Source organism: Janthinobacterium sp. 67 (assembly GCF_002797895.1).
Classification (GTDB): Bacteria; Pseudomonadota; Gammaproteobacteria; order Burkholderiales; family Burkholderiaceae_D; genus Janthinobacterium.
In genome coordinates this window covers 4114113-4138333 of the sequence record NZ_PGES01000001.1, presented here as the reverse complement: position 1 = coordinate 4138333, position 24221 = coordinate 4114113, and the positions used below count along the sequence as shown (strand labels likewise).

The following is a 24221-nucleotide window of genomic DNA, read 5'->3' as shown; positions in this document are numbered from 1 at the left end:
ATTGTTGCTGCCGGGGCGGTAGACACCATGTCTCCAACCCTCTGCTTTTGCCACTGACTTGCCTATTGCTCTTGCCACTCGTGTTCCGCTGGCGACAGCGGCATGGCCGCCGCTACCGCCAGCGCCTCGGGCGCCACGGCCACGACCTTGACGCCCGACTGCTCCAGCATCTGCACGGCCGCATCCGATGCGCCGGTGTCCGTGATGACGCAGGACACGCGGTTCAGGCCGCACAGGATCAGGCCTGCCTTGCGGGCGAACTTGGAACTGTCGGCCAGCACGATCAGCTCTTCGGCCTGGCTGATCAGGCGTTTTTCCGCCTGGATCAGCAAGGGATCGGCTTCCATCAAGCCCAGCATCGACAAGCCGTAGATGCCCATGAACATCTTGCCGGCGTAATGGTGCTGGCTGATGTCGTTGTCGAAGGGGCTCAGGATGACGTTTTGCTCGCGGTACACCTTGCCGCCGGGCAGGATGATTTCATTCTCGCTGCTGCGCAATAATTGCTCGGCCATGAGAAAGGAATTGGTGAGGATTTTCAGCCGTTTGTCGACGAGGAATTCCACCATGCGGTAGGTGGTGGTACCGCCATTGATGATGATGGTGTCGCCATCGCTGCACAGGCCGCAGGCATGCCGGGCGATCGCCCGTTTTTGCGCGGCGCAGCGGTCGATATTGTTATGGAAGGTGTCGCCCGACAGGGCAAACGTGCGCTGTTTCTTCTGCGGCAGGCTTTCGGCGCCGCCACGCGTGCGCACCAGCAGGCTGCGTTCGGCCAGCCACGCGATGTCGCGCCGCACCGTTGCCGGCGACGAATTGAGCCAGCCGACCAATTGGTCGACGCTTGCCACGCCATGCTCGGCGAGTAACTTCAACAGCCCTTTGCGGCGTTTGTGATTAACCACGTTGTCTCCTTTTTGAGTCCTCTCCCGTACCAGCTGCCCGGGGACGACTTCTTTATCGGTGAGCCAGCCTAAGCAGTTGAGCAGTGCATGTCAACATTCAATCAATCAACATGGTGATTATTTCGCGAGCGCGCAAATGCGTGATTGGAGTTCCGATCAACATGATGATTATTTGCGTTTCCCTCACGTTTTTGATTGCTTGTTGATTGACATGATCAGGCCGCTGGCTTCTACTGGGCGTTGCCGTCATGGCGTCCCGCACACAGATGCGGCCATGGCAATCCGCACGCACAACCAAGAATGGAGACACTGTATGACCGCCACGATGGACACCACACCACCTGCGCCAATGGCCTCGCTATGGGACGATGCGCACGCCGCGACCTTGAGCGAACCGGAGCTTCTGCTGTACCGTTCCAACCTGCTCGGTTCGGACATGCGCATTACCAATTTTGGCGGCGGCAATACCTCGGCCAAGATCGCCATGACGGATCACCTGACGGGCGAGCAAGTCGACGTGCTGTGGGTGAAAGGCTCCGGCGGCGACCTGGGCAGCATCAAGCTCGACGGCTTTTCCACCCTGTACATGGACAAGCTGCGCGCCCTCAAAGGCCGCTACCGCGGCCTGGCGCTGGAAGATGAAATGGTCGCCTACCTGCCCCATTGCACCTTCAACCTGAATCCGCGCGCGGCCAGCATCGACACGCCCCTGCACGCCTACATCGCCCGCAAGCACGTCGACCACATGCACCCGGACGCCGTGATCGCCATTGCCGCCTGCGCCAATAGCCGTGCGCTCACGCAAAAGATCTTCGAGGGCGAACTGGGCTGGCTGCCGTGGCAGCGTCCCGGCTACGACCTGGGCCTGAAACTTGAAGCGCTGTCGCAGGCCCAGCCGCATTTGAAGGGCATCATCCTCGAAGGCCACGGCTTGTTTACGTGGGGCGACACGGCCAAGTCCTGCTATGAAACCACCTTGGCTATCATCAAGCGCGCGGAAGACTGGCTGGCGGCCAACACGACGCAGCCGGCGTTCGGCGGCGCCAAGTCCGCACCCTTGCCGGCGCGCGAGCGCGCGGCCCTGGCACAGCGCTTGATGCCGCTGCTGCGCGGCAAGATCAGCCAGGACGAGTACAAGCTTGGCCACTTCGACGACAGCGCCAACGTGCTCGAATTCGTCTGCAGCGCCGACCTGCTGCCGCTGGCCGCGCTCGGTACCTCGTGTCCCGACCACTTCCTGCGCACGAAAATCCGTCCCTTCGTCATCGACTTCGATCCGGCCAGCCCCGACTTCGACAAGCTGGTGGCGGGCCTCGACGAGGCGCTGGCCGCCTACCGCGCTGACTACCTCGCCTATTACACACGCTGCAAGCGCGACAACAGCCCCGCCGTGCGCGACGCCAACCCCATCATTTATCTGATCCCCGGCGTGGGCATGCTGTCGTTCGCCAAGGACAAGGCCACGGCGCGCATCGCCGGCGAGTTCTACGTCAACGCCATCAACGTGATGCGCGGCGCCAATGGCGTCGACACCTATGTGGGCTTGCCGGAACAGGAAGCGTTCGATATCGAATACTGGCTGCTGGAAGAAGCCAAGCTGCAGCGCATGCCGAAACCCAAGAGCCTGGCCGGACGCATCGCGCTGGTGACGGGCGGCGGCGGCGGTATCGGCCAGGCCGTCGCGCGCCAGCTGCTGCAGGAAGGCGCGTGCGTGATGCTCACCGATATCGATGGCGCCGCGCTGGAAGCGGCGGAGCAGAATCTGCTGAAGGTGGCGGGCCGCGACAATATCGCCACGGTGCGCGCAAACATCACGGCCGAAGACGACGTCGAGGCCATCCTGAACGCGGCCGCGCTGCGCTTTGGCGGCATCGACCTGCTGGTCTCGAACGCGGGCATCGCCTCGTCGGCGCCGCTGGAAGAGACGACCCTGGCCATGTGGGAACGCAACCAGTCCATCCTGGTGACCGGCTATTTCCTCGTCAGCCGCGCCGCTTTCCGCATCATGCAGCAGCAAAAGCTCGGTGGCAGCATGGTGTTTGTCGCCAGCAAGAACGGTCTGGTGGCATCGGCCGGCGCCTCGGCCTATTGCACCGCCAAGGCGGCGGAAATCCATCTGGCCCGCTGCATCGCGCTCGAAGGCGCGCCGCACGGCATCCGCGTCAACGTCGTCAATCCCGATGCCGTCATTCGCGGTTCGCGCATCTGGGACGGCAAGTGGAAGGAAGAGCGGGCCGCCTCGAACAAGATCGATACGGACGATATCGAGGAATTCTATCGCCAGCGCAGCATGCTCAAACGCAGCGTGCTGCCGGAAGACATCGCCGAAGCCGTATATTTCCTCTCCAGCGACAAGGCCGCCAAGAGCACGGGCAATATCATCAATGTCGACGCGGGCAACGCGGCCGCATTTACACGTTAATCTAAAAAACGACGCAGCCGGCCATGGCGCCGCTGCGCGCAAGGAGACAAGATGCATACCATGATCGATAGCGGCCGCGTGGCCGACCACAATGCCAAGCTGCAAGCCAACCTGGAGGCCGACTATGCGGCCCTGGGCGGCGTGCTGGAACGGCGCGGCCAGGACATCGAGCAATTGACGGCGCTGGCGCAGACGTTTGCCGTGGCCGTGCCCAGCTGGGGCGCAGGCACGGGCGGCACGCGCTTTGCCCGCTTCCCCGGCCTGGGCGAACCGCGCAATGTATTTGAAAAACTGGAAGACTGCGCCGTGATCCATCAATTGACGCGCGCCACGCCCGCCGTCTCGCTGCATTTTCCGTGGGACAAGGTCAGCGACACGGCGGCCCTGCGCGACATCGCCGCGAGCCACGGCCTGGGCTTCGACGCCGTCAATTCGAACACTTTCCAGGACCAGGCCGGACAGGCGCAGTCGTACAAATACGGCAGCCTGACGTCGCACAGCGCGGCCGTGCGTGCGCAAGCCATCGAGCACAACATCGAATGCATCGAACTGGGGCGTGCCTTGGGTTCGAAGGCGCTGACGGTGTGGGTGGGCGATGGCGCCAACTTTCCCGGCCAGCACAACCTGCGCGGCGCGCTGGAGCGTTATCTCGACAGCATGCGCGACATCTACGGCGCCCTGCCCGCCGACTGGAACATCTTTATCGAACACAAGCTGTTCGAGCCCGCGTTCTATGCCACCACGATCGCCGACTGGGGCACCAGCTTTGCCTGCGCCAGCGCGCTGGGACCGAAGGCCAAATGCCTGGTCGACCTGGGCCACCATGCGCCGAACACGAACATCGAAATGATCGTCGCGCGCCTGGCGCAGTTCGGCAAACTGGGCGGCTTCCATTTCAACGACAGCAAATACGGCGACGACGACCTCGATTCGGGCAGCATCAACCCGTTCCAGCTGTTCCTTGTATTCAATGAGCTGGCCGATGCGGCCGCGCGCGACGGCGCCGCCTTCCATCCCGCTTACATGCTGGACCAGTCGCACAACGTGACGGACCCCATCGAAAGCCTGATGAGCAGCGCAGTCGAGGTGCAGCGCGCCTTCATTCAGTCCGCGCTGGTCGACCGCGCCGCCCTGCGCCACCACCAGGAAGCCAACGACGTGCACGCCTCGGCGCAGACGCTGAAGCAGGCGTTCCGCACCGATGTCAGCGCCATCCTGGCCATGGCGCGCCAGCGCTCGGGCGCCGCCATCGATCCCGTCGTTTGCTACCGCGGCAGCGGCTATCGGGAGCAGCGCGGCGTGGCGCGGCCACCGAGGGCAGGAGCCAGCAGCAGCGGCATCGTGTAAGGCGCGGTCGCAAGAGGAGCATTGCTGCTTCCAGGCAAGCTGCCTGGAAGCAGGTAGAATGGCTGGCACTGGCGCCGCTCCCGGCGCCGTTTGTCATCCCCGGCACAGCGTTCTGTTGCAAGGCTGCGCCGTTACCAGGCTACCGCATGTCTTCTTTTTCTCCCGCTGCCCTGCTGCGCAATCTGAAACCCGATAATTTCACCATCGCCCTGCTCGTCACCGTGGCGCTGGCCACTTTCCTGCCCTGCACGGGCCAGACGGCCGTGGTCTTCGGCAACATCACCACGGTCGCCATCGGCGCCCTGTTCTTCCTGCACGGCGCCAAGCTGTCGCGCGAAGCCGTGGTGGCCGGCGCCATGCACTGGCGCTTGCACTTGCTGGTGCTGGCCAGCACTTTTGTCCTGTTTCCGCTGCTGGGCCTGGCCTTGCGCCCGCTGGCGCTGACCTTCCTCACGCCCGACCTGTACATGGGCATCTTGTTCCTGTGCGCGCTGCCGTCTACCGTGCAGTCCTCGATCGCCATGACGGCCATGGCGCGCGGCAACGTGCCGGCCGCCATCTGCAGCGCCTCGGCCTCGAACTTCATCGGCATTTTCCTCGCCCCCATCCTCGTCGGCCTGCTGGTGGCCAAGGGCGCGGAAAGCAAGTCGTCCGTGGACGCCGTGCTGTCCATCGTCATGCAGCTGCTGCTGCCGTTTTTGGCCGGCCAGTTCCTGCGCCGCTGGATCGGCCGCTGGGTCGACCGCCACAAAGCCACCCTGAAATACGTTGACCAGGGTTCGATCTTGCTGGTGGTCTACACGGCCTTCAGCGAAGCCGTCAGCGAAGGCCTGTGGCATACGATCTCGGTGGAAACGCTGGTGGCGCTGGGCCTGATCAGTCTGCTGCTGCTGGCGCTGGTGCTGGGCATCTCGACCTTTGTCAGCCGCCGCCTGGGGTTCAACAAGGAAGATGAAATCGCCATCGTCTTTTGCGCCTCGAAGAAAAGCCTGGCCAGCGGCGTGCCGATGGCCAAGGTACTGTTTTCCACGCGTTCGCTGGGCATGGTGATCTTGCCGCTGATGCTGTTCCACCAGATTCAGCTGATGATTTGCGCCGTGATCGCGCAACGCTATGCGCGGCGCGACGAGGAGGCCGTGGCGCGCGCCTAGGGAGGCTGGCCTTACTTGCGCACTGGCCACGTCAGCGTGTCGAGCAAGCTTGCCGGCGCCTTGCCCGTGTCCAGACCCGTGGGGGGATATTCTCCCGCGCGGGGAATATGGTGGGTGCCGAATAGCCAGTCGAAGACGGGGAACAGCCCTGCGAAATTACGGTCGAAATGTTCCGCTTGCGCAGAGTGATGAATGCGATGGTACTGCGGTGAATTGAACAACATCCAGCAAGGGCCAAAGCCGGCCCGGACATTCATGTGCGGGAAAACGTGATACAGGCCCAGAACCCCGTACATTCCCAATATCGCCAAGTTGGTCTTGAACAAGATACCGGCAAGCAGGTAGATACTGAGCGCCTTGATGCCCGCTTCGGCCCAATAATGCCTGGTCGTTGTGCTGGCATTCATGGCCGCATCGCTGTGATGGAAGGAATGCATGGCCCACATGGCGGGCACGCGATGTTGCACCCGATGAAAGACGTATTCCAGAAAATCCATGGAGAGCGCATACACGACGAATGCCGGTACCAGCATCCAGCCTGAAGCGTCGAGATCGATGAGCCCGCCGCCGGCCGCATTGACCAGCCGTACCGTGACGATGGCCGTGAGCGGGGCAAGCATCGCGCCACTGGCGGCATAGATGATCATATACGCCAGATTGAAGCGCGACGCGCCAGCGGGCTGCTGTTCCAGGGGATGGCGCCTCTCGATGGCCAATGCCAGAAGAATGACCGCCAGCAGTATCAAGGGGCCAAGCAGTACCGCTGCGTATCCCATCGTTTAACCCTGGAAAGTAGTTGATATTCTTCTATTTTTAAAAATAGTCCGACTATCCGCATCTGTCAATGCCATTGGCATAGTCTTGACCCACGCAATGGCAGAACGCTATATATCGGTGTATATTACGAGCCTGGTTCTCTTCTCATCAAGGATACGATCATGCGCCTCACCTCCCTCGCCACACTGCTCGGCGCCGCCCTCTTTGCCACCGCCGCCTCGTCCGCCCTTGCCGGCGAAGTGGTCGTGTCGGCCGCAGCCAGCCTGACGAATGCGTTCAAGGAGGCGGCGCAGGGCTATGAGGCGCAGTATCCGGGCAGCAAGGTGTCCCTGAACTTCGCCGCCTCGGGCGTGCTGCTGCAGCAGATCGTCAAGGGCGCGCCCGTGGACGTGTTTGCCTCAGCCGACCAGGAAACCATGGATGCGGCGCAAAAGCAGGGCCTGGTGCTGCCGGCCGACCGCATGGACTTCGTCGGCAACAGCCTGGTGCTGATCGTGCCGCACGACAGCAAGCTGGGCATCAAGAGCTTGAGCGACCTGACGCACAAGGACGTGACCCGCGTGGCAATCGCCAATCCGGCCAGCGTGCCCGTCGGCCGTTACTCGGAAGGCGCGCTGAAGAAGGCCAAGCTGTGGGACGCCGTGCAAGCGAAGGCCATCGGCACGCAGAACGTGCGCCAGTCGCTCGACTATGTGGCGCGCGGCGAAGTCGATGCGGGCTTTGTCTACGCCACGGACGCGGCCATCATGAAAGACAAGGTAAACGTGGTGCTGGAGGTGCCTTTGGCCTCGCCCGTGCTGTACCCGATCGCCACCATCAAGGGCAGCGGCAACGCGGCCGAAGCGAAGCGCTTCGTCAGCTACCTGCAGACGGCGTCGGCGCAAGCCATCCTCGCCAAGTACGGTTTCAAGAAGCCATAAGGCAAACGACTGCACATGGATATCGCCTGGACCGCGCTGGCCCTGTCGCTCAAAGTGGCGGCATGGGCCACGGCGCTCAATTTGTTGCTCGGCATCGGCACGGGCTATCTGCTGGCGCGCACGCGTTTTCCCGGGCGAGAGTTGCTCGACGCCCTGTTGACCCTGCCGATGGTGATGCCGCCGACCGTGCTCGGCTATTACCTGCTGGTGCTGCTGGGCCGGCGCGGCACCCTGGGCATCTGGTTGCAGGACAACTTCGGCATCAACCTGATTTTTACGTGGCAGGGCGCCGTGATCGCTTCCACCGTGGTCGCCTTTCCCCTCGTCTTCAAGCCGGCGCGCGCCGCCTTCGAGGCCGTCGACGGCCAGCTCGAGCAGGCGGCCCGCGTGCTGGGCATTTCCGAAATGGCGATTTTCTTTCGCGTCACGTTACCGCTGGCCTGGCGCGGCATCCTGGCCGGCGTGCTGCTGGGATTCGTGCGCGCGCTGGGCGAATTCGGCGCCACCCTGATGGTGGCCGGCAGCATCCCCGGCAAGACGCAGACCCTGTCGGTGGCCGTGTACGAAGCCGTGCAGGCGGGCCAGGACGACGTGGCCAATACGCTGGTGCTGATCACCTCCCTGGTCTGCATCGTGGTGCTGCTGTCGGCTGGCCGCCTGGCGCCCGGGCGCGTCGCGCATAAATGACGCTGAGGATGACGCCCATGCAACTCGACCTCGACCTCCGCGCCACCTTGCGCTCCGGCAAACGCCGCTTCGACCTGCAGGTGCAATGCACGTCCAGCAGCCAGCGCATCGCCATGTATGGCCCGTCCGGCGCCGGCAAGAGCATGACCCTGAAAGCCATTGCCGGTCTCTTCACGCCGGACGAAGGCCATATCCGCCTGAATGGCCGCACCCTGTTCGACTCGGCCGCCGGCATCAACCTGCCGCCGCAGCAGCGCAACGTCGCCTACCTGTTCCAGGATTACGCGCTGTTCCCGCACCTGACGGTGCGCCAGAACGTGGGCTTTGGCCTGAGCCGCGGCTGGTTCAATCCGCGTGCGCGCGAAAAATTGCAGAAGGTCGAGCATTGGCTCGATGCCTTCCACTTGCAGGAACTGGCGCACCAGTTCCCCGACGAGTTGTCCGGAGGCCAGCGCCAGCGGGTGGCGCTGGCGAGGGCGCTCGTGGCCGAACCGAGCGCGCTGCTGCTCGACGAGCCGTTTGCCGCCCTCGATCCGGCCCTGCGTGTCAAAATGCGGCTGGAATTGAGCCAGTGGCAGCAGCGCCTGGACGTGCCCATGATCCTGATCACGCACGATCCGGAAGATGCGCGCATCCTGGGCGAACACGTGCTGTACTTGCGCGACGGACAGATCGATAACAGGGAAGACCACATGGCATTGGGGGAACGCATTGGATAAATCAGCGGCAGCGGAAATCGGCCTGGAAGGCTCGGTATGGATGACGGTGGGCGGAGAAAACCTCGGTGGCGCCGGCAGGGTGGAGTTGCTGGGCGCCATCGCCGAATGCGGCTCCATCACGCAGGCGGCCAAGCTTGTGAAGATGAGCTACAAGGCGGCCTGGGACGCCATCGACGCGATGAACAACCTGGCCGGCGAACCGCTGGTCGAGCGCCTGACGGGCGGCAAGGGCGGCGGCGGCACGCGGCTGACGCAGCGGGGGCGCCAGCTGGTCGACAATTTCCGCATCATCGAGCGCGAGCATGCACGCTACCTGCGCCAGCTGGGCAGCCAGGCCGAAGGCATCGCCGACGATCTTTTACTCATACGGAGAATGGCCATGAAAACGACGGCACGCAATCAATTCCTGGGCAAGGTGGTTGAACTGAAACAGGGCGCCGTCAACGACGAAGTCACCCTGGAGTTGCCCGGTGGCCAGCACATCGTGGCCATCGTCACCCAGGGCAGCAGCGCAAGCCTGGGCCTGGTGCCGGGCGCGGAAGCGTTTGCGCTGATCAAGGCCTCGTCCATCATCCTCGTGACCGACAGCGAAGGCGCGCGCTTTTCCGCGCGCAACCAGCTGGCCGGCACGGTCACGCGCGTGCAGACGGGCGCCGTCAACACGGAAGTGGTGCTGGACTTGCCGCGCGGCGGCACGATTGCCGCCATCATCACCAACCAGAGCTGCACCGACCTGGGTATCGTCATCGGCAGCAGCGTGACGGCGATATTTAAAGCGTCCAGCGTGATACTCGGTGTGCCCGCATAAGTGCGTAGGTCGGATTAGCGCAGCGTAATCCGACAACATTGTTGCCGCGTCCTGTCGGATTACGCGCGTGGCGCTAATCCGACCTACCCTTTTAATCCTTCAGCCTCGACAACCAATCCGCCGCCGCCGCCAGCGCCAGTTCCAGTTCCTGCGCCGCGTGCGCCAGCAGCGCCGGCACCTCGTCCAGGCGCCCCGCATCGATGGCTTCCTCGGTGGCGAACGCGGCGCGGATCAGGCGTTTCGTGCCCAGGGTGCCCACGGAGCCGCGCACGCTGTGCAGGATGCGCGCCACGTCGCTGTGGCGGCCCGACTGCAACGCCGCTTCAGCGTCGCGCACGGGCGTCATGCCCTTGTTCAGCGCGTCTTCGACCATGCGCCGCAGCACGCCGCGTCCCTTCGCGTCGCGTCCCATCACGCGCATCAGCGGCGCCATGGAAAACACTTCCTCATCGGCGACGCGCGCCGGCTCGGCCGCCTGCACCGGCGGGCGCTTGGGCAGGTGGCGCAGGATGACTTCCATCATCTCTTCCACCACGACGGGCTTGGCGATGAAATCGCTGATGCCGGCCGTCATGCAGCGCTCGCGTTCGGACGCCAGCACGCCGGCCGTCATGGCGATCACGGGCAGGCTCAAGCGCAGTTCCGTGCGGATGATGTGGGTGGCGCTGAAGCCGTCCATGACGGGCATCTGCATGTCCATCAGCACGATGTCGTAGCGCAGCGCTTCCGTGCGCAGCCGCTCCACGGCCTGCAAGCCGTCGCCCACCACGTCCAGGGTGGCGCCCATGTGTTCGAGGATGCCGCGCGCCACGGCCTGGTTCAAATGATTGTCTTCCACCAGCAGGAAATGCACGCCGGCCAGTTCCGTGCCCAGCGGCTGGTGCAGGATGCGCTGCTCGCCGCCGTCGTTCTTCGTGATCAGCGCCTGGTGCAGGGCGTCGAACAGGCTCGATCCCGTGATCGGTTTCATCAGCACGACGTCGGCCTCGGCCGCGCTGGAGATTTCCTCGAGGTGATTGCGGGCGAAGGCGTTGACCATCACCACGATGGGCTGGCGCTGGCCGCTGGCCGCCTGGCGGATGGCCTTGGCCGTGGCCAGGCCGTCCATGACGGGCATGTGCCAGTCGGCCAGCACGACGTCGTACGGTTGCTGCTGCGCCAGGCGCTCGCGGTACAGTTCGATGGCGGCAAAGCCGGAGTCCACTTCGTCGGCCAGCCAGCCCCACGCCTCGATCAGTTTCACGATCAGTTCGCGCGTGGTGCGGTTGTCGTCGGCCACCAGCAGGCGCAGCTGTCCCAGCGCCGGCGTGCGCCGCGTTTCGGCCGGTTGCGCCAGCATCTCGAAGGGCACGCTGAACCAGAAGCGGCTGCCCTTGCCTTCGCTGCTGGCGACGGCGATGTCGCCGCCCATCATGTGGATCAGCTGCTTGCTGATGGCCAGGCCCAGGCCCGTGCCGCCGAAGCGCCGCGTGATGCTCTGGTCGCCCTGCGAAAACGCGGCAAACAGCTGCTGTTGCTGCAATTCCGTCATGCCGATGCCCGTGTCGCGCACTTCGAAGCGCAGCCAGGCGCGGCCGTTTTCGCTTTCGGCCAGGCTGACGGCCACCACCACTTCGCCGTTCTCGGTAAATTTGATGGCGTTGCCGGCCAGGTTGACGAGAATCTGCTGCAGGCGCTGGGCGTCGCCCACGAGGCGCCGCGGCACGTCGGGCTCGACGGCGATGGCCAGTTCCAGCTCCTTTTCGCCCGCGTTCATCGTCATCGTCGTGGCCAGGGTATTCATGACTTCGTCGAGGTCGAATTCGACGGGCGACAATTCCATGCGGCGCGCCTCGATCTTCGAATAGTCGAGCACGTCATTGAGGATGCCCAGCAGCGACTGGCCCGCCACGCGCACCATGGTCAGATACTTGCGCTGTTCCGTATCGAGCTTGGTATTGCCCAGCAAATACACCATGCCCAGCACGGCATTGAGGGGCGTGCGGATTTCATGGCTCATGTTGGCCACGAAATCGCTCTTCGCGCGGTTGGCCGCCTCGGCCCGGTCGCGCTCCTGCTCCAGCTCGGCCGCGCGCGATTCGAGTTCCTGCTGCAGGCGGTCGCGTTCGCTCATCAGGCCGTTGAACGCTTCCGTCAGTTCGCCGATCTCGTCGCGCTGCCGCACCGGCACGGGGGTGAAACGGCTGCCGCTGGTGCGCAGGGCCAGCAAGGTGTCGCGCAAACGCACCAGCGGCGACAGCAGGCGCACGGTGACCCAGCCCAGAACGGCAGCGGCCAGCAGCGAGGCGAGGATGCTCCACAGCACCAGCCGGTACAGCACGCCGTCGAACGGTTCGAAGGCGTCGTCGACGGGCAGCGAGGCGGCCAGCAGCCAGTTCACCGATTTCAGGCGCTTGAAGCTGTTGACGGCCGTGACGCCGCGGCTGTTGGTGCTGACCATGCTGCCTTCGCCATCTTCCTTCAATAGCTGGGTGGTGGTCGGGTTGGCGTTCGGTTGGCGCGGCTGCAACAAGCGGCTGGTATCGGGGTACAGCACGTAGCGCGGCACGGCGCCGCGCGTGAGGATGAAGTAATAGCCGCTCTTGCCGATCTTTTCCGTGCGCAGACGTCCCAGCAGATTGTCCTTGTACAGGCGCAGCACGCCGATCACCACGCCGGCCACCTGGCCATCGGCGGCCAGCACGGGCGCCACCATCTGCACGATGGGCATGCCGCTCGACTTGCCCAGCATGGGTTCCGTGATCATGGGCTGGCGCGTGCGCAGGACGGTCTGGAAATACTCGCGTTCGGCGACGTTGATGCCGGCGCGCCCCGCCACTTCCGGCATGTCGGCCACGACAGCGCCCTGCGCATCGAGCACCAGCACGTCGTCGAACAGCACCAGCATCGAGCGGCGCGAATAGTATTCGCGTAATTGGGCCGGCTGGGCGATCAATTCCGGCGGCTGCTGCCTGGCCGTCAGGGTGACGATCTGCAGCAGCATGCCCAGTTTGTCGTCGAGCTCGGCTGCGGTGCGGCTGATCAGGGAAGACTGCTGGCTCAGCAGTACTCGCGTGAAGTCGTCGCGCATGTGCCGCACCTGGATCATGGTGACCAGCGCGATCATGGCGATCGAGGTCAGGCTGGTGGCCAGCGCGACTTTTGCTTTGATGCCGAGAGGCTTCATGATTTCCTTTTCAGTACCGGGCGGCACAGGCGGCAGATAATGCTGTTAGGAATTTTCCTATCAATACATCAACTTGGCAAGCGGCACCGCGCAAATGCCCCTCCTCGCATGGGCTTGTGACGATGTTGCCATATAATTAAAGGCTGGACGTCGTTTATTCGCCGAAATTACCGTGAAATTGGCACACGGCAACCCTGTATGCAGTAAACTTGTTGTTGCATTTTCTAAAAGGTACCGACATGACTGAAGCGCTACTCACTCCAACCTTGCCCACAGTAACCGTGGAAGCGTTGCGTGCGCGATGCTCGACCTGCAGCATGCATCAATTGTGCCTGCCGATGGGCCTCGATGTGGGCGACATGGACAGGCTGGACCAGATCATCGGCCGCCGCCGCAAGATCGTGCGCGGCGCCTCGCTGTTCCGCATCGGCGACTCGTTCCAGAACCTGTACGCGATCCGCCTGGGACACTTCAAGACCTATCAGATCAATCCCGGTGGCGAAGAGCAGGTGACGGGTTTCCAGATGGCCGGCGAACTGCTGGGCATGGACGCCATCAGCGCCGACCGCCACCACTGTAATGCGGTGGCGCTGGAAGACAGCGAAGTGTGTGAAATCCCGTTTTCCAGCCTGGAACAATTGCTGGGCAATATGCCGACCCTGCTGCGTCATTTCCACCGCATGATGAGCCAGGAAATCACGCGCGAGCAAAGTGTCATGCTGTTGCTTGGCAATATGCAGGCGACGCAGCGTTTTGCCGCCTTCATCGTCAACCTGGCGTCGCGCTACGAGGCGCGCGGCTATTCGGGCAGCAATTTCCAGCTGCGCATGTCGCGCGAGGAAATCGGCAACTACCTGGGCCTGACCATCGAGAGCGTCAGCCGTTTATTGTCGAAATTCAAGAAGGAAGGCTGGCTGCGCGTGTCGAACCGCGAGATCGAGATCTTGCAGCCTGCCAAGCTGAAAGCCATTACGGCAGGCACGGACGTCTGTAAATAAGCTTTATAGCTCTTCATCCGCGCGCAGCGCGATGCTGCGTTGCACGGGCCAGGTCCATATGCCGGACAGGCGCCACTCGCGCTTGTCGTTTTCCACCAGCACCTGCCAGCGGCTGCGTTCGAGCATCGGCAGGGCGACCGAGAAATTGCCGGCCGCATCGGGCTGCACCAGCAGCTTGATATCCTTTTCCGGCAGGGTCGCATGCGCCAGGTGCAGCAGCAAAGGAGCCTGATAGGCCTTGCCGAAGCTGTGCACGGAACCGCTCAGGCGCGCCTGCGCCACGTCGTATGACAGGCTCGTATCCATGGCCAGGTCGCTGGCGATCGTGTCGCGCTTCAAATCCTGGTTGATCGCCTTGCCTTGCTTGTAATAATCGCCCACCACCAGCGCGTCGGGCTGCGTAAACGCGATATAGCCCATGAAGCTGCCGACGACCACGGACAGGCCGGGGCCGATCATCAGCAGCCATGGCCAGCGGTGCTTGTACCACGGGGCAACGGGGGCTTGCAGTTTCAGACTGTCGGACATTTTGTTCTCCTTGGGGGCAGACCCTTTGGGTCTGACCCCAGCTTTTGCTTCTGGGTTGAAAATACAGTAAACCTACCGCATGTTGAATGCTACCCCTACGGCGAAATACCGGGGTCGGACCCAGAGGGGCCGACCCCGAATCAACATCACCGCGGCACGATGAAGACCGCGCTTTCGCGCACGTGCAGCGACGGGTCGTCCAGCGATTGCAATTCGATCGCAATCTTGTTCGAGCCCTTCTCGCCCACGCCGTGCGGCACGCGCAGGCGGATCGGCCAGCCCAGCGTTTCCGTCGGCTGCAAGGTCACTTCTTCGCGCGTCAGCAAGGTCAGGCCCGGCAAGCCGGAAGCGCTGATCTTGAAATGCTGGCTTTGCTCGGACGTGTTCATGATCTGCAGGCGGTAGACGTTTTCGATCATGCCGTCTTCCACTTCGCGTCCCATCGAACCGCGGTCGCGGATCACGTCCATTTTCAGGGGCGTGCGCAGGGCCAGCGAGGTACATACGGCGATGATGATCAGGGCCAGGATGGACGTGTAGATCAGCACGCGCGGGCGCATGGCGCGCTGGCGGATCTGCTTCGAATTGAAGTTGTTTTCCATCGCATGGTCGGTGCTGTAGCGTATCAGGCCACGCGGCCGCTCGACCTTGTCCATCACGCTGTTGCAGGCATCGACACAGGCGGCGCAGCCGATGCATTCATACTGCAGGCCGTTGCGGATATCGATGCCGGTCGGACACACCTGCACGCACAGGGTGCAATCGATGCAGTCGCCCAGCTTGTCGTTGTTGCCGGCCTTCTTGCTCATGGCGCCGCGTGGTTCGCCGCGCTTGGCATCGTAGGTGATGATCAGGGTGTCCTGGTCGAACATGGCGCTCTGGAAGCGCGCGTAGGGGCACATGTATTTGCACACCTGTTCGCGCAGCCAGCCCGCGTTGCCGTAAGTTGCCAGGCTGTAGAACAAGACCCAGAACCATTCCCAGGGACCGAAATTGAGGGTGGTCACCTCGCGCGCCAGTTCCTTGATCGGCGTGAAGTAGCCGACAAAGGTAAAGCCCGTCCACAGGGCGATGGCGCCCCATACCAGGTGCTTGGCCGTCTTCTTGAAGGCCTTGCGCACGGACGGGCCCTGCCTGTCGAGGGCCATGCGCGCGCTGCGCGTGCCCTCGATGCGGCGTTCGACCCACAGAAAGATTTCCGTGTATACCGTTTGCGGGCAAGAAAACCCGCACCACACCCGCCCGGCAATGGCCGTGACGAGGAACAACAAATACGCACAGATGATCAGCAGGGCCGCCAGATAGATGAAATCCTGGGGCCACAGCACGACGCCGAAAATGTAGAACTTGCGCGTGGTCAAGTCGAACAGCAGGGCTTGCCTGCCGTTCCAGGTCAACCACGGCAAGCCGTAGAACGCCAGCTGGGTAAGCCATACGCATACCCATCGCCAGGTAGCGTAGCGTCCTTTGGCCTCGCGAGGGTAGATCTGCTCGCGGGCCGCATACATCTTGATGACTTGAGGTTCCATTACATCATTTCACGGGCGTCGGGGAATTCGACAGGCTCCAGACATACGCCGACAGCACGTGTACCTTGGATTCGCCGAGGAAATCGCTGAAGGCCGGCATGGTGTTGTTGCGTCCCTTGCGTACGGTTTCCATGATGGTATCGGCGCTGCCGCCGTACAGCCAGGTCTTGTCCGTCAGGTTCGGTGCGCCCAGCATCTGGTTGCCCTTCGCATCGGCGCCGTGACAGGCCATGCAGGCGCCGAACTTGGCCTTGCCCAGCACGGACTTGACGGGGTCCGAGGTGGAACCGGACAGGCTCAGCACATAATGGGCCACGTTCTCGACATCCGCTTCGGAGCCCAGGGCGGCGCCCATCGGCGGCATCTGGCCATTGCGGCCGTGCAGGATGGTGGTCTTGATGATGTCGGGTTCGCCGCCATACAGCCAGTCCTTGTCCGTCAGGTTGGGGAAGCCCTTGTTGCCGCGCGCATCCGAACCGTGGCATTGCGCGCAGTAGGTCAGGAACAGACGCTGGCCGATGGCCAGTGCCTGCGGATCGGCCGCCACCGTCTTGATGTCCTGGCTCAGGTACTTGTTGAACAAAGGACCGTAGTCGGCTTCCGCCTTCTTCAGTTCTTCCTCGTACTGGCCCGTCGATTTCCAGCCCAGGCTGCCGGCATAGGTGCCCAGGCCCGGATACAGGAACAGGTAAGCCAGCGCGAAGACGATGGTGATGTAGAACAGCCACATCCACCAGCGCGGCATCGGCGTATTGAGTTCCTTCAAGTCCTCGTCCCAGACGTGGCCCGTGGTGCCGTCGGCGGGGGCGCCGGCGGCCACTTTCACTTTCGACTGCGAGTACAGCAGCACGCCGCAGCCGATGATGCCCAGCAGGGACAGCACGACGATGTAGATATTCCAGAAGCCGTTGGTAAAGTCAGCCATGGTTGCGCTCCCCTTGTGCCGGCGCGGCATCGGCCGGATAGTCGAGCGCCTCGTCGGCGAACGGCAGGCGTGCCGCCGCGTCGAAGTCGCCATTGCTGCGGCTGAAAGTCCACCACAGGATGCCCACGAACGTCATAAAGGAAACCACCGTCATGACGCTGCTGGCGCTGTCAAACAGGTTTTCGATTGCCATGCTAATTCCTTGTTTTGATTAATGTACCGAGGCCTTGCAGATAGGCGACCAGGGCGTCTTCTTCCGTCTTGTCCTGCAGCTGTGCGGGGCCGGCGGCGATCTCTTCATCGCTGTACGGCTGGCCCAGGCGTTTCAGGGCGCGCATCTTCGGCATGATCTCGTCGGGCACCAGTTTGGTCTTCGCCAGCCATGGATAGGCCGGCATGTTCGACTCGGGCACCACGTCGCGCGGGTTGTTCAAGTGCGTGCGGTGCCATTCATCGCTGTAGCGGGCGCCCACGCGGGCCAGGTCGGGGCCCGTGCGCTTGGAACCCCACTGGAACGGACGGTCGTAGACGAACTCGCCGGCGACCGAATAGTGGCCATAGCGTTCCGTTTCCGCGCGCAGCGGACGCACCATCTGCGAGTGGCAGTTGTAGCAGCCTTCGCGCACGTAGATGTCGCGGCCCGCCAGGCGCAGCGGCGAATACGGCTTCAGGCCGGCGACCGGCTCCGTCGTGCTCTTCTGGAAGAACAGGGGGACGATCTCGACGGCGCCGCCGATGCTGATCACCACCGTGACCAGGGCGATCAGCAGCCAGGGGTTTTTCTCAATCCATGCATGTGAAAATTTCATTTGCTTTTGCTCCTATCAGGCGTGCGCCGCGTTCAGTTCCGGAATGCGGGCGACGGGGAGTTTGCTGCCGCGCAGGGTCATCCAGGTGTTGTAGCCCATGATGCACATACCCGACAGGTACAGCAGGCCACCGGCCACGCGCACCACGTAGTACGGATACGTTGCTTTCACGCTCTCGACAAAGGTGTAGGTCAGGGTGCCGTCCGGATTGACCGCGCGCCACATCAGGCCCTGCATCACGCCGGCGATCCACATGGCGGCGATGTACAGCACGATGCCGATGGTGGCCACCCAGAAGTGCACGTCGACCAGGCGCGTGCTGTGCATCTGCGTGCGGCCAGCCAGGCGCGGCAGCAGGTAGTAGATCGAACCCATGGTGATGAAGCCCACCCAGCCCAGGGCGCCCGCATGCACGTGGGCAACGGTCCAGTCGGTGTAGTGCGACAGCGAGTTGATGGTCTTGATCGACATCATCGGACCTTCGAAGGTGGCGATGCCGTAGAACGACAGCGAGACGATCATGAATTTCAGGATCGGATCGGTGCGCAGCTTGTGCCAGGCGCCCGACAGGGTCATGATGCCGTTGATCATGCCGCCCCAGCTTGGTGCCAGCAGGACCAGCGAGAAGACCATGCCGATCGATTGCGTCCAGTCAGGCAATGCCGTGTAGTGCAGGTGATGCGGACCCGCCCACATGTAGGTGAAGATCAGCGCCCAGAAGTGGACGATCGACAGACGGTACGAGTACACGGGGCGCTCGGCCTGTTTCGGGATGAAGTAGTAGACCATGCCCAGGTAGCCGGCGGTCAGGATGAAACCCACCGCGTTATGGCCGTACCACCACTGGATCATGGCGTCCTGCACGCCCGCATAGGCGGAATACGACTTGGTGAACGAGGCTGGCATGACGGCGCCATTGACCACGTGCAGAATCGTGACGGCCAGGATATAGGCGCCGAAGAACCAGTTGGCCACGTAGATGTGCTTGACCTTGCGCTTGATCAAGGTACCGAAGAACACGATGGCGTAGGCGATCCAGACGACGGCGATGAGGATGGCGATAGGCCATTCCAGTTCCGCGTATTCCTTGCCGCGCGTCATGCCCATGGGCAGGGTGACGACGGCGCACAGGATCACGGCTTGCCAGCCCCAGAAGGTGAAGGCGGCCAGCTTGTCGGAAAACAGCCGCACCTGGCAGGTGCGTTGCACGACGTAGTACGAGGTGGCGAACAAGCCGCAGATGCCGAAGGCGAAAATCACCGCATTCGTGTGCAGCGGACGCAAGCGTCCGTATGTCAGCCATGGTATGTCGAGGTTCAGGGCAGGCCAGGCCAGCTGAGCGGCGATGATAACGCCAACCAGCATGCCGATGATGCCCCATACCACAGTAGCGACCGCGAATTGCTTCACGATCTTGTAGTTATAGTTCAGCGATTGATCCACAAAGACTCTCCCTGGAATTACTATTTATGATGGTGGCCAGAGAGTAAGTGTTTGACCGCGAAAAAACTTTGATGTGGATCAAAATTCCCCGGATGAAATAAGCGTAGCGAACTGGCATCGAAATAAAGCGGTATTTCGGTCAAATTCCGCTCAAAAAAGCCATACAAGATCCCTGCAATCCGGGCGGATTGCGGGGCAGGCGCCGGCCGGGCCGGGAGCTCAGGGATGCGGTTCGCCGGGCGCCGGCGTCGTTGTCGTATCGTCGTCCTGCAGCACGCGCAGGCCCGGTCCGACGAGGTCGTCGAACTGGCCGCCGTCCGAGGCCGTGAAATACACCCACAGGGCGATGAAGACGACCACGACGCTCAAGGGGATAAGGAGATACAGTGCTTCCATGTTCAGGCTTTCCGCAGGCGCAGGGCGTTGGCGATGACGACGGCCGAGCTGGCAGCCATGCCGACGCCGGACAGCCAGGGGTTCAAGAAACCCAGCGCGGCGGCCGGGATGGCCGTCAGATTGTACAGGGTGGCCCAGCCCAGGTTTTCGCGGATGATGCGCATGCTGCGCGCGGCCGTCTTGGCCGTGTCGAGCACGGATACCAGTTGGTTTGAGAGCAGTACCGTGTCCGCATGGGCCTGCGCCAGGGCGGCGCCGGAACCCATGGCGAAGGAAACGTCGGCGCCGCTCAGCACGGCCGCGTCGTTGATGCCGTCGCCCACCATCGCCACGACGGCGCCCGTCGCCTGCAATTGCTGCACGAAATCGAGCTTTTCATCGGGCAGGCATTCGCCGCAGGCCGTGTTGATGCCCAGTTCCGTCGCCACGCTTTGCGTCAGCGCTTCCTGGTCGCCGCTGAGCAGCACGACCTGCTTGCCGCGCCGCTGGAAATACGCGACCACGTCGCGCGCTTCCGGGCGCAGCGCGTCGCTGAGTAAAAAGCGCGTCAGCCAGCGCCCCTGCGTGCCCAGGTACAGCGGCGTCATGCCCTGCATGCCGACGGCCGTGTCGCCCAACGGCGGACCGGCGATGGCGGCAACGAAGGCCGCATTGCCCAGGCGATAGCGCACGCCGCCGACGATGCCTTCGAGGCCCTGGCCCTGCACTTCCTGCAGCTGTTCCGCATGCGTGCGCGGCGTTTCTCCCGCGGCGGCCAGGATCGCCTGCGCCAGCGGATGGGCGCTGCCCGCTTCCAGCGCGGCGGCCACCTGCAGGCAGTCGTCTTCCGTCATGCCGTCCAGGCCCTCGATCTGCTTCAGCACGGGCCGGCCCAGCGTCAGGGTGCCCGTCTTGTCGAAGACGATGTGGGTGGCGCGGTGCAGGGTTTCCAGCACGTGCGGCTGGACGATCAGCACGCCGCGCCGCAGCAGGCTGTCGGTGGCGGCCGCCAGCGCCGTCGGCGTGGCCAGCGACAGCGCGCACGGGCAAGAGACAACCAGCACGGCGATGGCCACGGGCCAGGCCTGCGACGCGTCGTGCCAGATCCAGAAGGCGAACACGGCGACGGCGAACAGCAGCAGGCCCAGGACGAACCAGGCGGCCACCTTGTCGGCCCATTGCGCGATCTGCGGCTTGCCGCTGCCGGCCCGCTCGATCAGTTTCAATAAATCGGAAAGCGTGCTTTCGCGCGCCGGCTTCAGCACGCGCAGGATGATCGCCGCGCTGGCGTTGATGGCCCCGCCTGGCACGCGCTCGCCCGTTTTGCGGCGCTGTGCCGCGCTCTCGCCCGTCAGCAAGGACAAATCGAGCGCGCTCGTACCCTCGATGATGACGCTGTCGGCGGCGATCGCTTCGCCCGGCTTGACGAGAATGACGTCGCCCACGGCCAGGCTGCCGGCCGGCACCAGGGTGGTGGCGCGGCTGTCGGGGAAGCCCGCCATCAAGGACGCGGACGCGGGCAAGGCGTGCTGCAGCCGTTCCAGCGCGGAAGCGGCCTTGCGGCGCGCCTGCAGCTCGAAATAGCGGCTGCACAGCAGCAGGAAGATGAACATCGTGGCCGAGTCGTAATACACCTCGCCGCGGCCCGTGAAGGTCGCCACCACGCTACCGAAGAAGGCCGCCAGGATGCCCAGCGCGACGGGTACGTCCATGCCCAGGGTGCGCGCGCGCAGGCTGGCCCAGGCGCCCTGGAAGAAGGGCATGGCGGAGTAACAGATGGCAGGCAGGGTCAGCAGCAAACTGGCCCAGCGCATCAGGCTGGCCATATTGTCGTCCAGGGTGCCATCCTCGGCGGCCAGGTAGGCGGGCGCCACGTACATCATCACCTGCATCATCGACAGGCCGGCCACGAACAGCTGGCGGCCCAGGGTCTTGCTGGCTTTTTGCAGGCGTTCGCCATGGCGCACGGCGTCATACGGATAGGCGGTGTAGCCGACTTGCCGCACGGCTTGCAGAATGTCGCCCGGTTCGCATTGCGCGCGGCTCCAGCGCACGTACAGGCGCTCCGTGGCGACGTTCAGGCTGGCCGCCTGCACGCCGGGCAGGCGCGTCAGCTGGCGCTCGATCAGCCAGACGCAGGCGGCGCAGCGGATGCCTTCGACGGACAGGGTCGCTTCGCAGCTGCTGGCGTCGCGCGCGAATTGCGCATCGTCATTGCTGTACAGGCGCAGTTCGGGCGGCACCATGGTCGCATCGGCCGCATTGACGGCATATTCGTCGCGGTCGCGGTAGTAGGCGCTCTGGCCGATGTCGACGATGGTTTGCGCCACCGCTTCGCAGCCGGGACAGCACATGGCGCGCGGCACGTCGTCGATGGTGACGTTCCAGCTGGAACCGCTTGGCACGGGCAAGCCGCAATGGAAGCAGGCGGATGGTTGTAAAACAGCATTCATAGGTTTGTTTTCAAGCGTCTTTTCATGGATGGCCCGTGACGCACAGGGCGTCGAGCCAGCCCAGCGAGACGCCATTGACGGCGCGCAGCAGGCCCAGCAAGCCAAAGCCCAGCACCAGCAAGCCGCTGGCGATGCGCACGGGACGGCGCTGCATCTGCGCGCGCAGCCGCGTGCCCAGCAAACCCATGCCCAGCAAAGTGGGCAGGGTGCCCAGGCCGAAGGCGGCCATCGTGGCCGCGCCGTTCAGGGCCGAACCTTGCATCATGGCCGTCAGCAGCGCGCTGTAGACCATGCCGCACGGCACCCAGCCCCACAACCCGCCCACGGCCAGCGCCTTGAACGGCGTATCCATCGGCATCAACGGTTTCAGCAGGGGGCGCACGCGGCGCCAGACGACGTTGCCGGCCGCTTCCAGATGGGCCAGGCCGCGCCAGGCATCCATCAGGTACAGGCCCAAAGCGACGAGCATCAGGTTGGCCAGCCAGTAGCCGGCCACTTGCAGGGAAGCCAGGTGCAGCATGCCCGCGCCCGCCAGGCTGCCCGCCAGGGCGCCGGCCAGCATGTAGCTGACTATGCGCCCGCCGTTGTAGGCCAGCACGCGCAGCACGTTCGATTGCAGGCTTGTCCGCAGCGCGGGCCGTGCCACGGCGATGGCGATCACCGGGCGGGCAGGCGCCGCCGGTGCGCCTGCGCCCAGCGACAACGCGCCCACGATGCCGCCGCACATGCCGATGCAGTGCACGCTGCCGGCCAGGCCGACGAGGAACATGGGCACGAGGCTGAGGGCGTTCATCGCGTGGCGCTACACCGTTTTCGAGTAGCGCAGCGGCTGCACCGCGTCCGGCGCGGCATTGGCGCGCGCCATGGTCAGGTAGCGGTCGAAGACCATGCAGATATTGCGGATCAGCAAGCGTCCTTTCGGCGTGACCGTCAACCAGTCTTCCTCGATGACGAGCAAGCCGTCGCGCGCCAGTTCGCGCAGCTTTTCCAGCTCGCTGGCGAAGTAGCTACGGAATTTCACGGGATGCGCCTGCTCGATGCTGGCGATCGACAATTCGAAATTGCACATCAGCATCTGGATGATGATACGGCGCAGCAAATCGTCCGTGTCGAGCTTGATGCCGCGCGCGATCGGCAGCACGCCTTCGTCGAGCTTTTCGTAGTACGCGTCGAGCGTCTTTTCATTCTGGCTGTAGACGGCGCCGACAGAACTGATGGCCGACACGCCGCAGGCGATCAGGTCCGCTTCCGCGCGCGTGGAATAGCCCTGGAAGTTGCGGTGCAAACGGCCCTGGCGCTGCGCCACGGCCAGGTCGTCCGTCGGCTTGGCGAAATGGTCCATGCCGATGTAGACGTAGCCGGCGGCCGTCAGGCGCGCGATGCACAGGCCCAGCATGGCCAGCTTGGTGGCGCTGTCGGGCATGTCGGCGTCGAGGATGCGGCGCTGCGGCTTGAACAGGTGCGGCATGTGCGCGTAGTGGTACAGGGCGATGCGGTCCGGGCTGGCGTTGATCACCTTGCGCAGCGTTTCCGTCATCGTTTCCAGGTTTTGCTTCGGCAAGCCGTAGATCAGGTCGATGCTGATCGAGCGGAAACCGGCGTCGCGCGCCGCCTGCATGATGGCCACCGTTTCCGCTTCCGGCTGGATGCGGTTGACGGCTTTTTGCACGTCGGCGTCGAAATCCTGCACGCCCAGGCTGATGCGGTTGAAACCTTGGGCGCGCAGGGAAAACACGCGTTCGCGCGACACTGTGCGCGGGTCGATCTCGATCGAATACTCACCGTCTTCATCGGACGCGAACTCGAAATGCTGGCGCAGATGCGCCATCAGTTCGTCCATCTGCTTTTCGCTCAGGTAAGTGGGCGTGCCGCCGCCGAAGTGCAATTGCTCGATCTGGTTCATGCCGGCAAACAGCTTGCCCTGCATGGCGATTTCCTGCTTCAGATAGCTGAGATAGGTGGCGGCCTTGCTGCGGTCTTTCGTGATGATCTTGTTGCAGGCGCAGTAGTAGCACAGGGTGTCGCAGAACGGCACGTGCACGTACAGCGACAGCGGACGGCGGCCGCCGCGCATGCGCAGGGCGGCCAGCGCTTCGAGGAAATTGCCGTAGCCAAATTCCCCGTTGAAACGGTCGGCGGTCGGATAGGACGTGTAGCGCGGGCCGGACTGGCTCATCTTGCCGATGATGACCGGGTCGAATTCGACGACCGCATCCAGTTCGGCGGAAGCACTGCTGAGTAGTGTAGGCATGATGTGTA

At 63.6% G+C, this 24221-nt stretch carries 21 protein-coding genes; 8 read left to right on the top strand and 13 right to left on the bottom strand.

Annotated elements, in window-relative coordinates; genetic code table 11:
- Positions 1 to 62: 62 nt before the first annotated feature.
- The gene (locus CLU90_RS18500) at positions 63 to 905 is read right to left on the bottom strand and encodes a DeoR/GlpR family DNA-binding transcription regulator (RefSeq protein ID WP_100428614.1); all 843 of its coding nucleotides are present in this window, start codon (positions 903 to 905) and stop codon (positions 63 to 65) included.
- Positions 906 to 1218: 313 nt separating this feature from the next.
- Here CLU90_RS18500 and CLU90_RS18495 point away from each other — a divergent pair, with 313 nt between their 5' ends.
- The 3 genes from CLU90_RS18495 to CLU90_RS18485 all read left to right on the top strand — a co-directional run bounded on the left by CLU90_RS18495 (position 1219) and on the right by CLU90_RS18485 (position 5825).
- Complete coding sequence (locus tag CLU90_RS18495; RefSeq protein ID WP_232731252.1) at positions 1219 to 3327, top strand: bifunctional rhamnulose-1-phosphate aldolase/short-chain dehydrogenase; 2109 nt, start codon at positions 1219 to 1221, stop codon at positions 3325 to 3327.
- 51 nt (positions 3328 to 3378) lie between these two features.
- Positions 3379 to 4674, top strand: a complete 1296-nt coding sequence (rhaI, locus tag CLU90_RS18490) for an L-rhamnose catabolism isomerase (protein WP_100428613.1) — start codon at positions 3379 to 3381, stop codon at positions 4672 to 4674.
- Positions 4675 to 4820: 146 nt separating this feature from the next.
- Positions 4821 to 5825, top strand: a complete 1005-nt coding sequence (locus CLU90_RS18485; RefSeq protein WP_092713061.1) for a bile acid:sodium symporter family protein — start codon at positions 4821 to 4823, stop codon at positions 5823 to 5825.
- An 11-nt stretch (positions 5826 to 5836) separates the two neighbouring features.
- Here the strand turns inward: CLU90_RS18485 and CLU90_RS18480 are convergent, their stop codons facing one another.
- Positions 5837 to 6601 carry a sterol desaturase family protein gene (locus CLU90_RS18480; protein ID WP_100428612.1) on the bottom strand — a complete coding sequence of 255 codons (765 nt, stop codon included), beginning with the start codon at positions 6599 to 6601 and terminating at the stop codon, positions 5837 to 5839.
- Positions 6602 to 6763: 162 nt separating this feature from the next.
- On the opposite strand from CLU90_RS18480, the gene modA reads away from it, so the two are divergent.
- Genes modA through CLU90_RS18460 form a run of 4 tightly spaced genes read left to right on the top strand, consistent with a single transcriptional unit; the run spans position 6764 to position 9736 of the window.
- Positions 6764 to 7522: a molybdate ABC transporter substrate-binding protein gene (gene modA, locus CLU90_RS18475; protein ID WP_092713057.1), complete on the top strand. Its 759-nt coding sequence runs from the start codon at positions 6764 to 6766 to the stop codon at positions 7520 to 7522.
- A 15-nt stretch (positions 7523 to 7537) separates the two neighbouring features.
- Positions 7538 to 8209, top strand: coding sequence for a molybdate ABC transporter permease subunit (gene modB, locus CLU90_RS18470; protein ID WP_092713055.1), 672 nt, complete (start codon positions 7538 to 7540; stop codon positions 8207 to 8209).
- 17 nt (positions 8210 to 8226) lie between these two features.
- Entirely contained in the window at positions 8227 to 8928 is a 702-nt protein-coding gene (locus CLU90_RS18465; protein WP_100429508.1) for a sulfate/molybdate ABC transporter ATP-binding protein, read from the top strand.
- Positions 8929 to 8968: 40 nt separating this feature from the next.
- Positions 8969 to 9736 carry a TOBE domain-containing protein gene (locus CLU90_RS18460; RefSeq protein ID WP_100428611.1) on the top strand — a complete coding sequence of 256 codons (768 nt, stop codon included), beginning with the start codon at positions 8969 to 8971 and terminating at the stop codon, positions 9734 to 9736.
- Positions 9737 to 9827: 91 nt separating this feature from the next.
- Here the strand turns inward: CLU90_RS18460 and CLU90_RS18455 are convergent, their stop codons facing one another.
- The gene (locus CLU90_RS18455) at positions 9828 to 12902 is read right to left on the bottom strand and encodes a response regulator (protein ID WP_100428610.1); all 3075 of its coding nucleotides are present in this window, start codon (positions 12900 to 12902) and stop codon (positions 9828 to 9830) included.
- Positions 12903 to 13141: 239 nt separating this feature from the next.
- Here CLU90_RS18455 and fnr point away from each other — a divergent pair, with 239 nt between their 5' ends.
- Entirely contained in the window at positions 13142 to 13900 is a 759-nt protein-coding gene (gene fnr, locus CLU90_RS18450; protein ID WP_092719204.1) for a fumarate/nitrate reduction transcriptional regulator Fnr, read from the top strand.
- Between the two features lie 3 nt (positions 13901 to 13903).
- Here the strand turns inward: fnr and CLU90_RS18445 are convergent, their stop codons facing one another.
- The 10 genes from CLU90_RS18445 to hemN all read right to left on the bottom strand — a co-directional run bounded on the left by CLU90_RS18445 (position 13904) and on the right by hemN (position 24213).
- On the bottom strand, positions 13904 to 14428 hold the full coding sequence (locus tag CLU90_RS18445; protein ID WP_100428609.1) for a FixH family protein: 525 nt from the start codon (positions 14426 to 14428) through the stop codon (positions 13904 to 13906).
- Positions 14429 to 14574: 146 nt separating this feature from the next.
- Entirely contained in the window at positions 14575 to 15957 is a 1383-nt protein-coding gene (ccoG, locus tag CLU90_RS18440) for a cytochrome c oxidase accessory protein CcoG (protein WP_092719197.1), read from the bottom strand.
- A gap of 4 nt (positions 15958 to 15961) precedes the next feature.
- The gene (ccoP, locus tag CLU90_RS18435) at positions 15962 to 16882 is read right to left on the bottom strand and encodes a cytochrome-c oxidase, cbb3-type subunit III (protein WP_092719194.1); all 921 of its coding nucleotides are present in this window, start codon (positions 16880 to 16882) and stop codon (positions 15962 to 15964) included.
- Positions 16875 to 17075: a cbb3-type cytochrome oxidase subunit 3 gene (locus CLU90_RS18430; RefSeq protein ID WP_070223255.1), complete on the bottom strand. Its 201-nt coding sequence runs from the start codon at positions 17073 to 17075 to the stop codon at positions 16875 to 16877. Before CLU90_RS18430 ends, ccoP begins: the two co-directional genes overlap by 8 nt.
- Before the next feature lies 1 nt (position 17076).
- On the bottom strand, positions 17077 to 17691 hold the full coding sequence (gene ccoO / locus CLU90_RS18425) for a cytochrome-c oxidase, cbb3-type subunit II (protein ID WP_092719191.1): 615 nt from the start codon (positions 17689 to 17691) through the stop codon (positions 17077 to 17079).
- A 15-nt stretch (positions 17692 to 17706) separates the two neighbouring features.
- Positions 17707 to 19134, bottom strand: a complete 1428-nt coding sequence (gene ccoN / locus CLU90_RS18420) for a cytochrome-c oxidase, cbb3-type subunit I (protein WP_034752511.1) — start codon at positions 19132 to 19134, stop codon at positions 17707 to 17709.
- 219 nt (positions 19135 to 19353) lie between these two features.
- Entirely contained in the window at positions 19354 to 19530 is a 177-nt protein-coding gene (gene ccoS / locus CLU90_RS18415; protein ID WP_092719189.1) for a cbb3-type cytochrome oxidase assembly protein CcoS, read from the bottom strand.
- A 2-nt stretch (positions 19531 to 19532) separates the two neighbouring features.
- Entirely contained in the window at positions 19533 to 21962 is a 2430-nt protein-coding gene (locus CLU90_RS18410) for a heavy metal translocating P-type ATPase (protein ID WP_092719186.1), read from the bottom strand.
- Between the two features lie 22 nt (positions 21963 to 21984).
- Positions 21985 to 22755, bottom strand: coding sequence for a sulfite exporter TauE/SafE family protein (locus CLU90_RS18405; protein WP_100428608.1), 771 nt, complete (start codon positions 22753 to 22755; stop codon positions 21985 to 21987).
- Between the two features lie 9 nt (positions 22756 to 22764).
- Complete coding sequence (gene hemN / locus CLU90_RS18400; protein WP_100428607.1) at positions 22765 to 24213, bottom strand: oxygen-independent coproporphyrinogen III oxidase; 1449 nt, start codon at positions 24211 to 24213, stop codon at positions 22765 to 22767.
- Positions 24214 to 24221: the final 8 nt, after the last annotated feature.

What these genes read in the sequence shown, in the direction of transcription:
- CLU90_RS18495 (WP_232731252.1), top strand. Translation starts at nt 1,219, where the DNA reads ATGACCGCCACGATGGACACCACACCACCTGCGCCAATGGCCTCGCTA.
- rhaI (WP_100428613.1), top strand. Translation starts at nt 3,379, where the DNA reads ATGCATACCATGATCGATAGCGGCCGCGTGGCCGACCACAATGCCAAG.
- CLU90_RS18485 (WP_092713061.1), top strand. Translation starts at nt 4,821, where the DNA reads ATGTCTTCTTTTTCTCCCGCTGCCCTGCTGCGCAATCTGAAACCCGAT.
- CLU90_RS18480 (WP_100428612.1), bottom strand. Translation starts at nt 6,601, where the DNA reads ATGGGATACGCAGCGGTACTGCTTGGCCCCTTGATACTGCTGGCGGTC.
- modA (WP_092713057.1), top strand. Translation starts at nt 6,764, where the DNA reads ATGCGCCTCACCTCCCTCGCCACACTGCTCGGCGCCGCCCTCTTTGCC.
- modB (WP_092713055.1), top strand. Translation starts at nt 7,538, where the DNA reads ATGGATATCGCCTGGACCGCGCTGGCCCTGTCGCTCAAAGTGGCGGCA.
- CLU90_RS18465 (WP_100429508.1), top strand. Translation starts at nt 8,227, where the DNA reads ATGCAACTCGACCTCGACCTCCGCGCCACCTTGCGCTCCGGCAAACGC.
- CLU90_RS18460 (WP_100428611.1), top strand. Translation starts at nt 8,969, where the DNA reads ATGACGGTGGGCGGAGAAAACCTCGGTGGCGCCGGCAGGGTGGAGTTG.
- CLU90_RS18455 (WP_100428610.1), bottom strand. Translation starts at nt 12,902, where the DNA reads ATGAAGCCTCTCGGCATCAAAGCAAAAGTCGCGCTGGCCACCAGCCTG.
- fnr (WP_092719204.1), top strand. Translation starts at nt 13,142, where the DNA reads ATGACTGAAGCGCTACTCACTCCAACCTTGCCCACAGTAACCGTGGAA.
- CLU90_RS18445 (WP_100428609.1), bottom strand. Translation starts at nt 14,428, where the DNA reads ATGTCCGACAGTCTGAAACTGCAAGCCCCCGTTGCCCCGTGGTACAAG.
- ccoG (WP_092719197.1), bottom strand. Translation starts at nt 15,957, where the DNA reads ATGGAACCTCAAGTCATCAAGATGTATGCGGCCCGCGAGCAGATCTAC.
- ccoP (WP_092719194.1), bottom strand. Translation starts at nt 16,882, where the DNA reads ATGGCTGACTTTACCAACGGCTTCTGGAATATCTACATCGTCGTGCTG.
- CLU90_RS18430 (WP_070223255.1), bottom strand. Translation starts at nt 17,075, where the DNA reads ATGGCAATCGAAAACCTGTTTGACAGCGCCAGCAGCGTCATGACGGTG.
- ccoO (WP_092719191.1), bottom strand. Translation starts at nt 17,691, where the DNA reads ATGAAATTTTCACATGCATGGATTGAGAAAAACCCCTGGCTGCTGATC.
- ccoS (WP_092719189.1), bottom strand. Translation starts at nt 19,530, where the DNA reads ATGGAAGCACTGTATCTCCTTATCCCCTTGAGCGTCGTGGTCGTCTTC.
- CLU90_RS18410 (WP_092719186.1), bottom strand. Translation starts at nt 21,962, where the DNA reads ATGAATGCTGTTTTACAACCATCCGCCTGCTTCCATTGCGGCTTGCCC.
- CLU90_RS18405 (WP_100428608.1), bottom strand. Translation starts at nt 22,755, where the DNA reads ATGAACGCCCTCAGCCTCGTGCCCATGTTCCTCGTCGGCCTGGCCGGC.
- hemN (WP_100428607.1), bottom strand. Translation starts at nt 24,213, where the DNA reads ATGCCTACACTACTCAGCAGTGCTTCCGCCGAACTGGATGCGGTCGTC.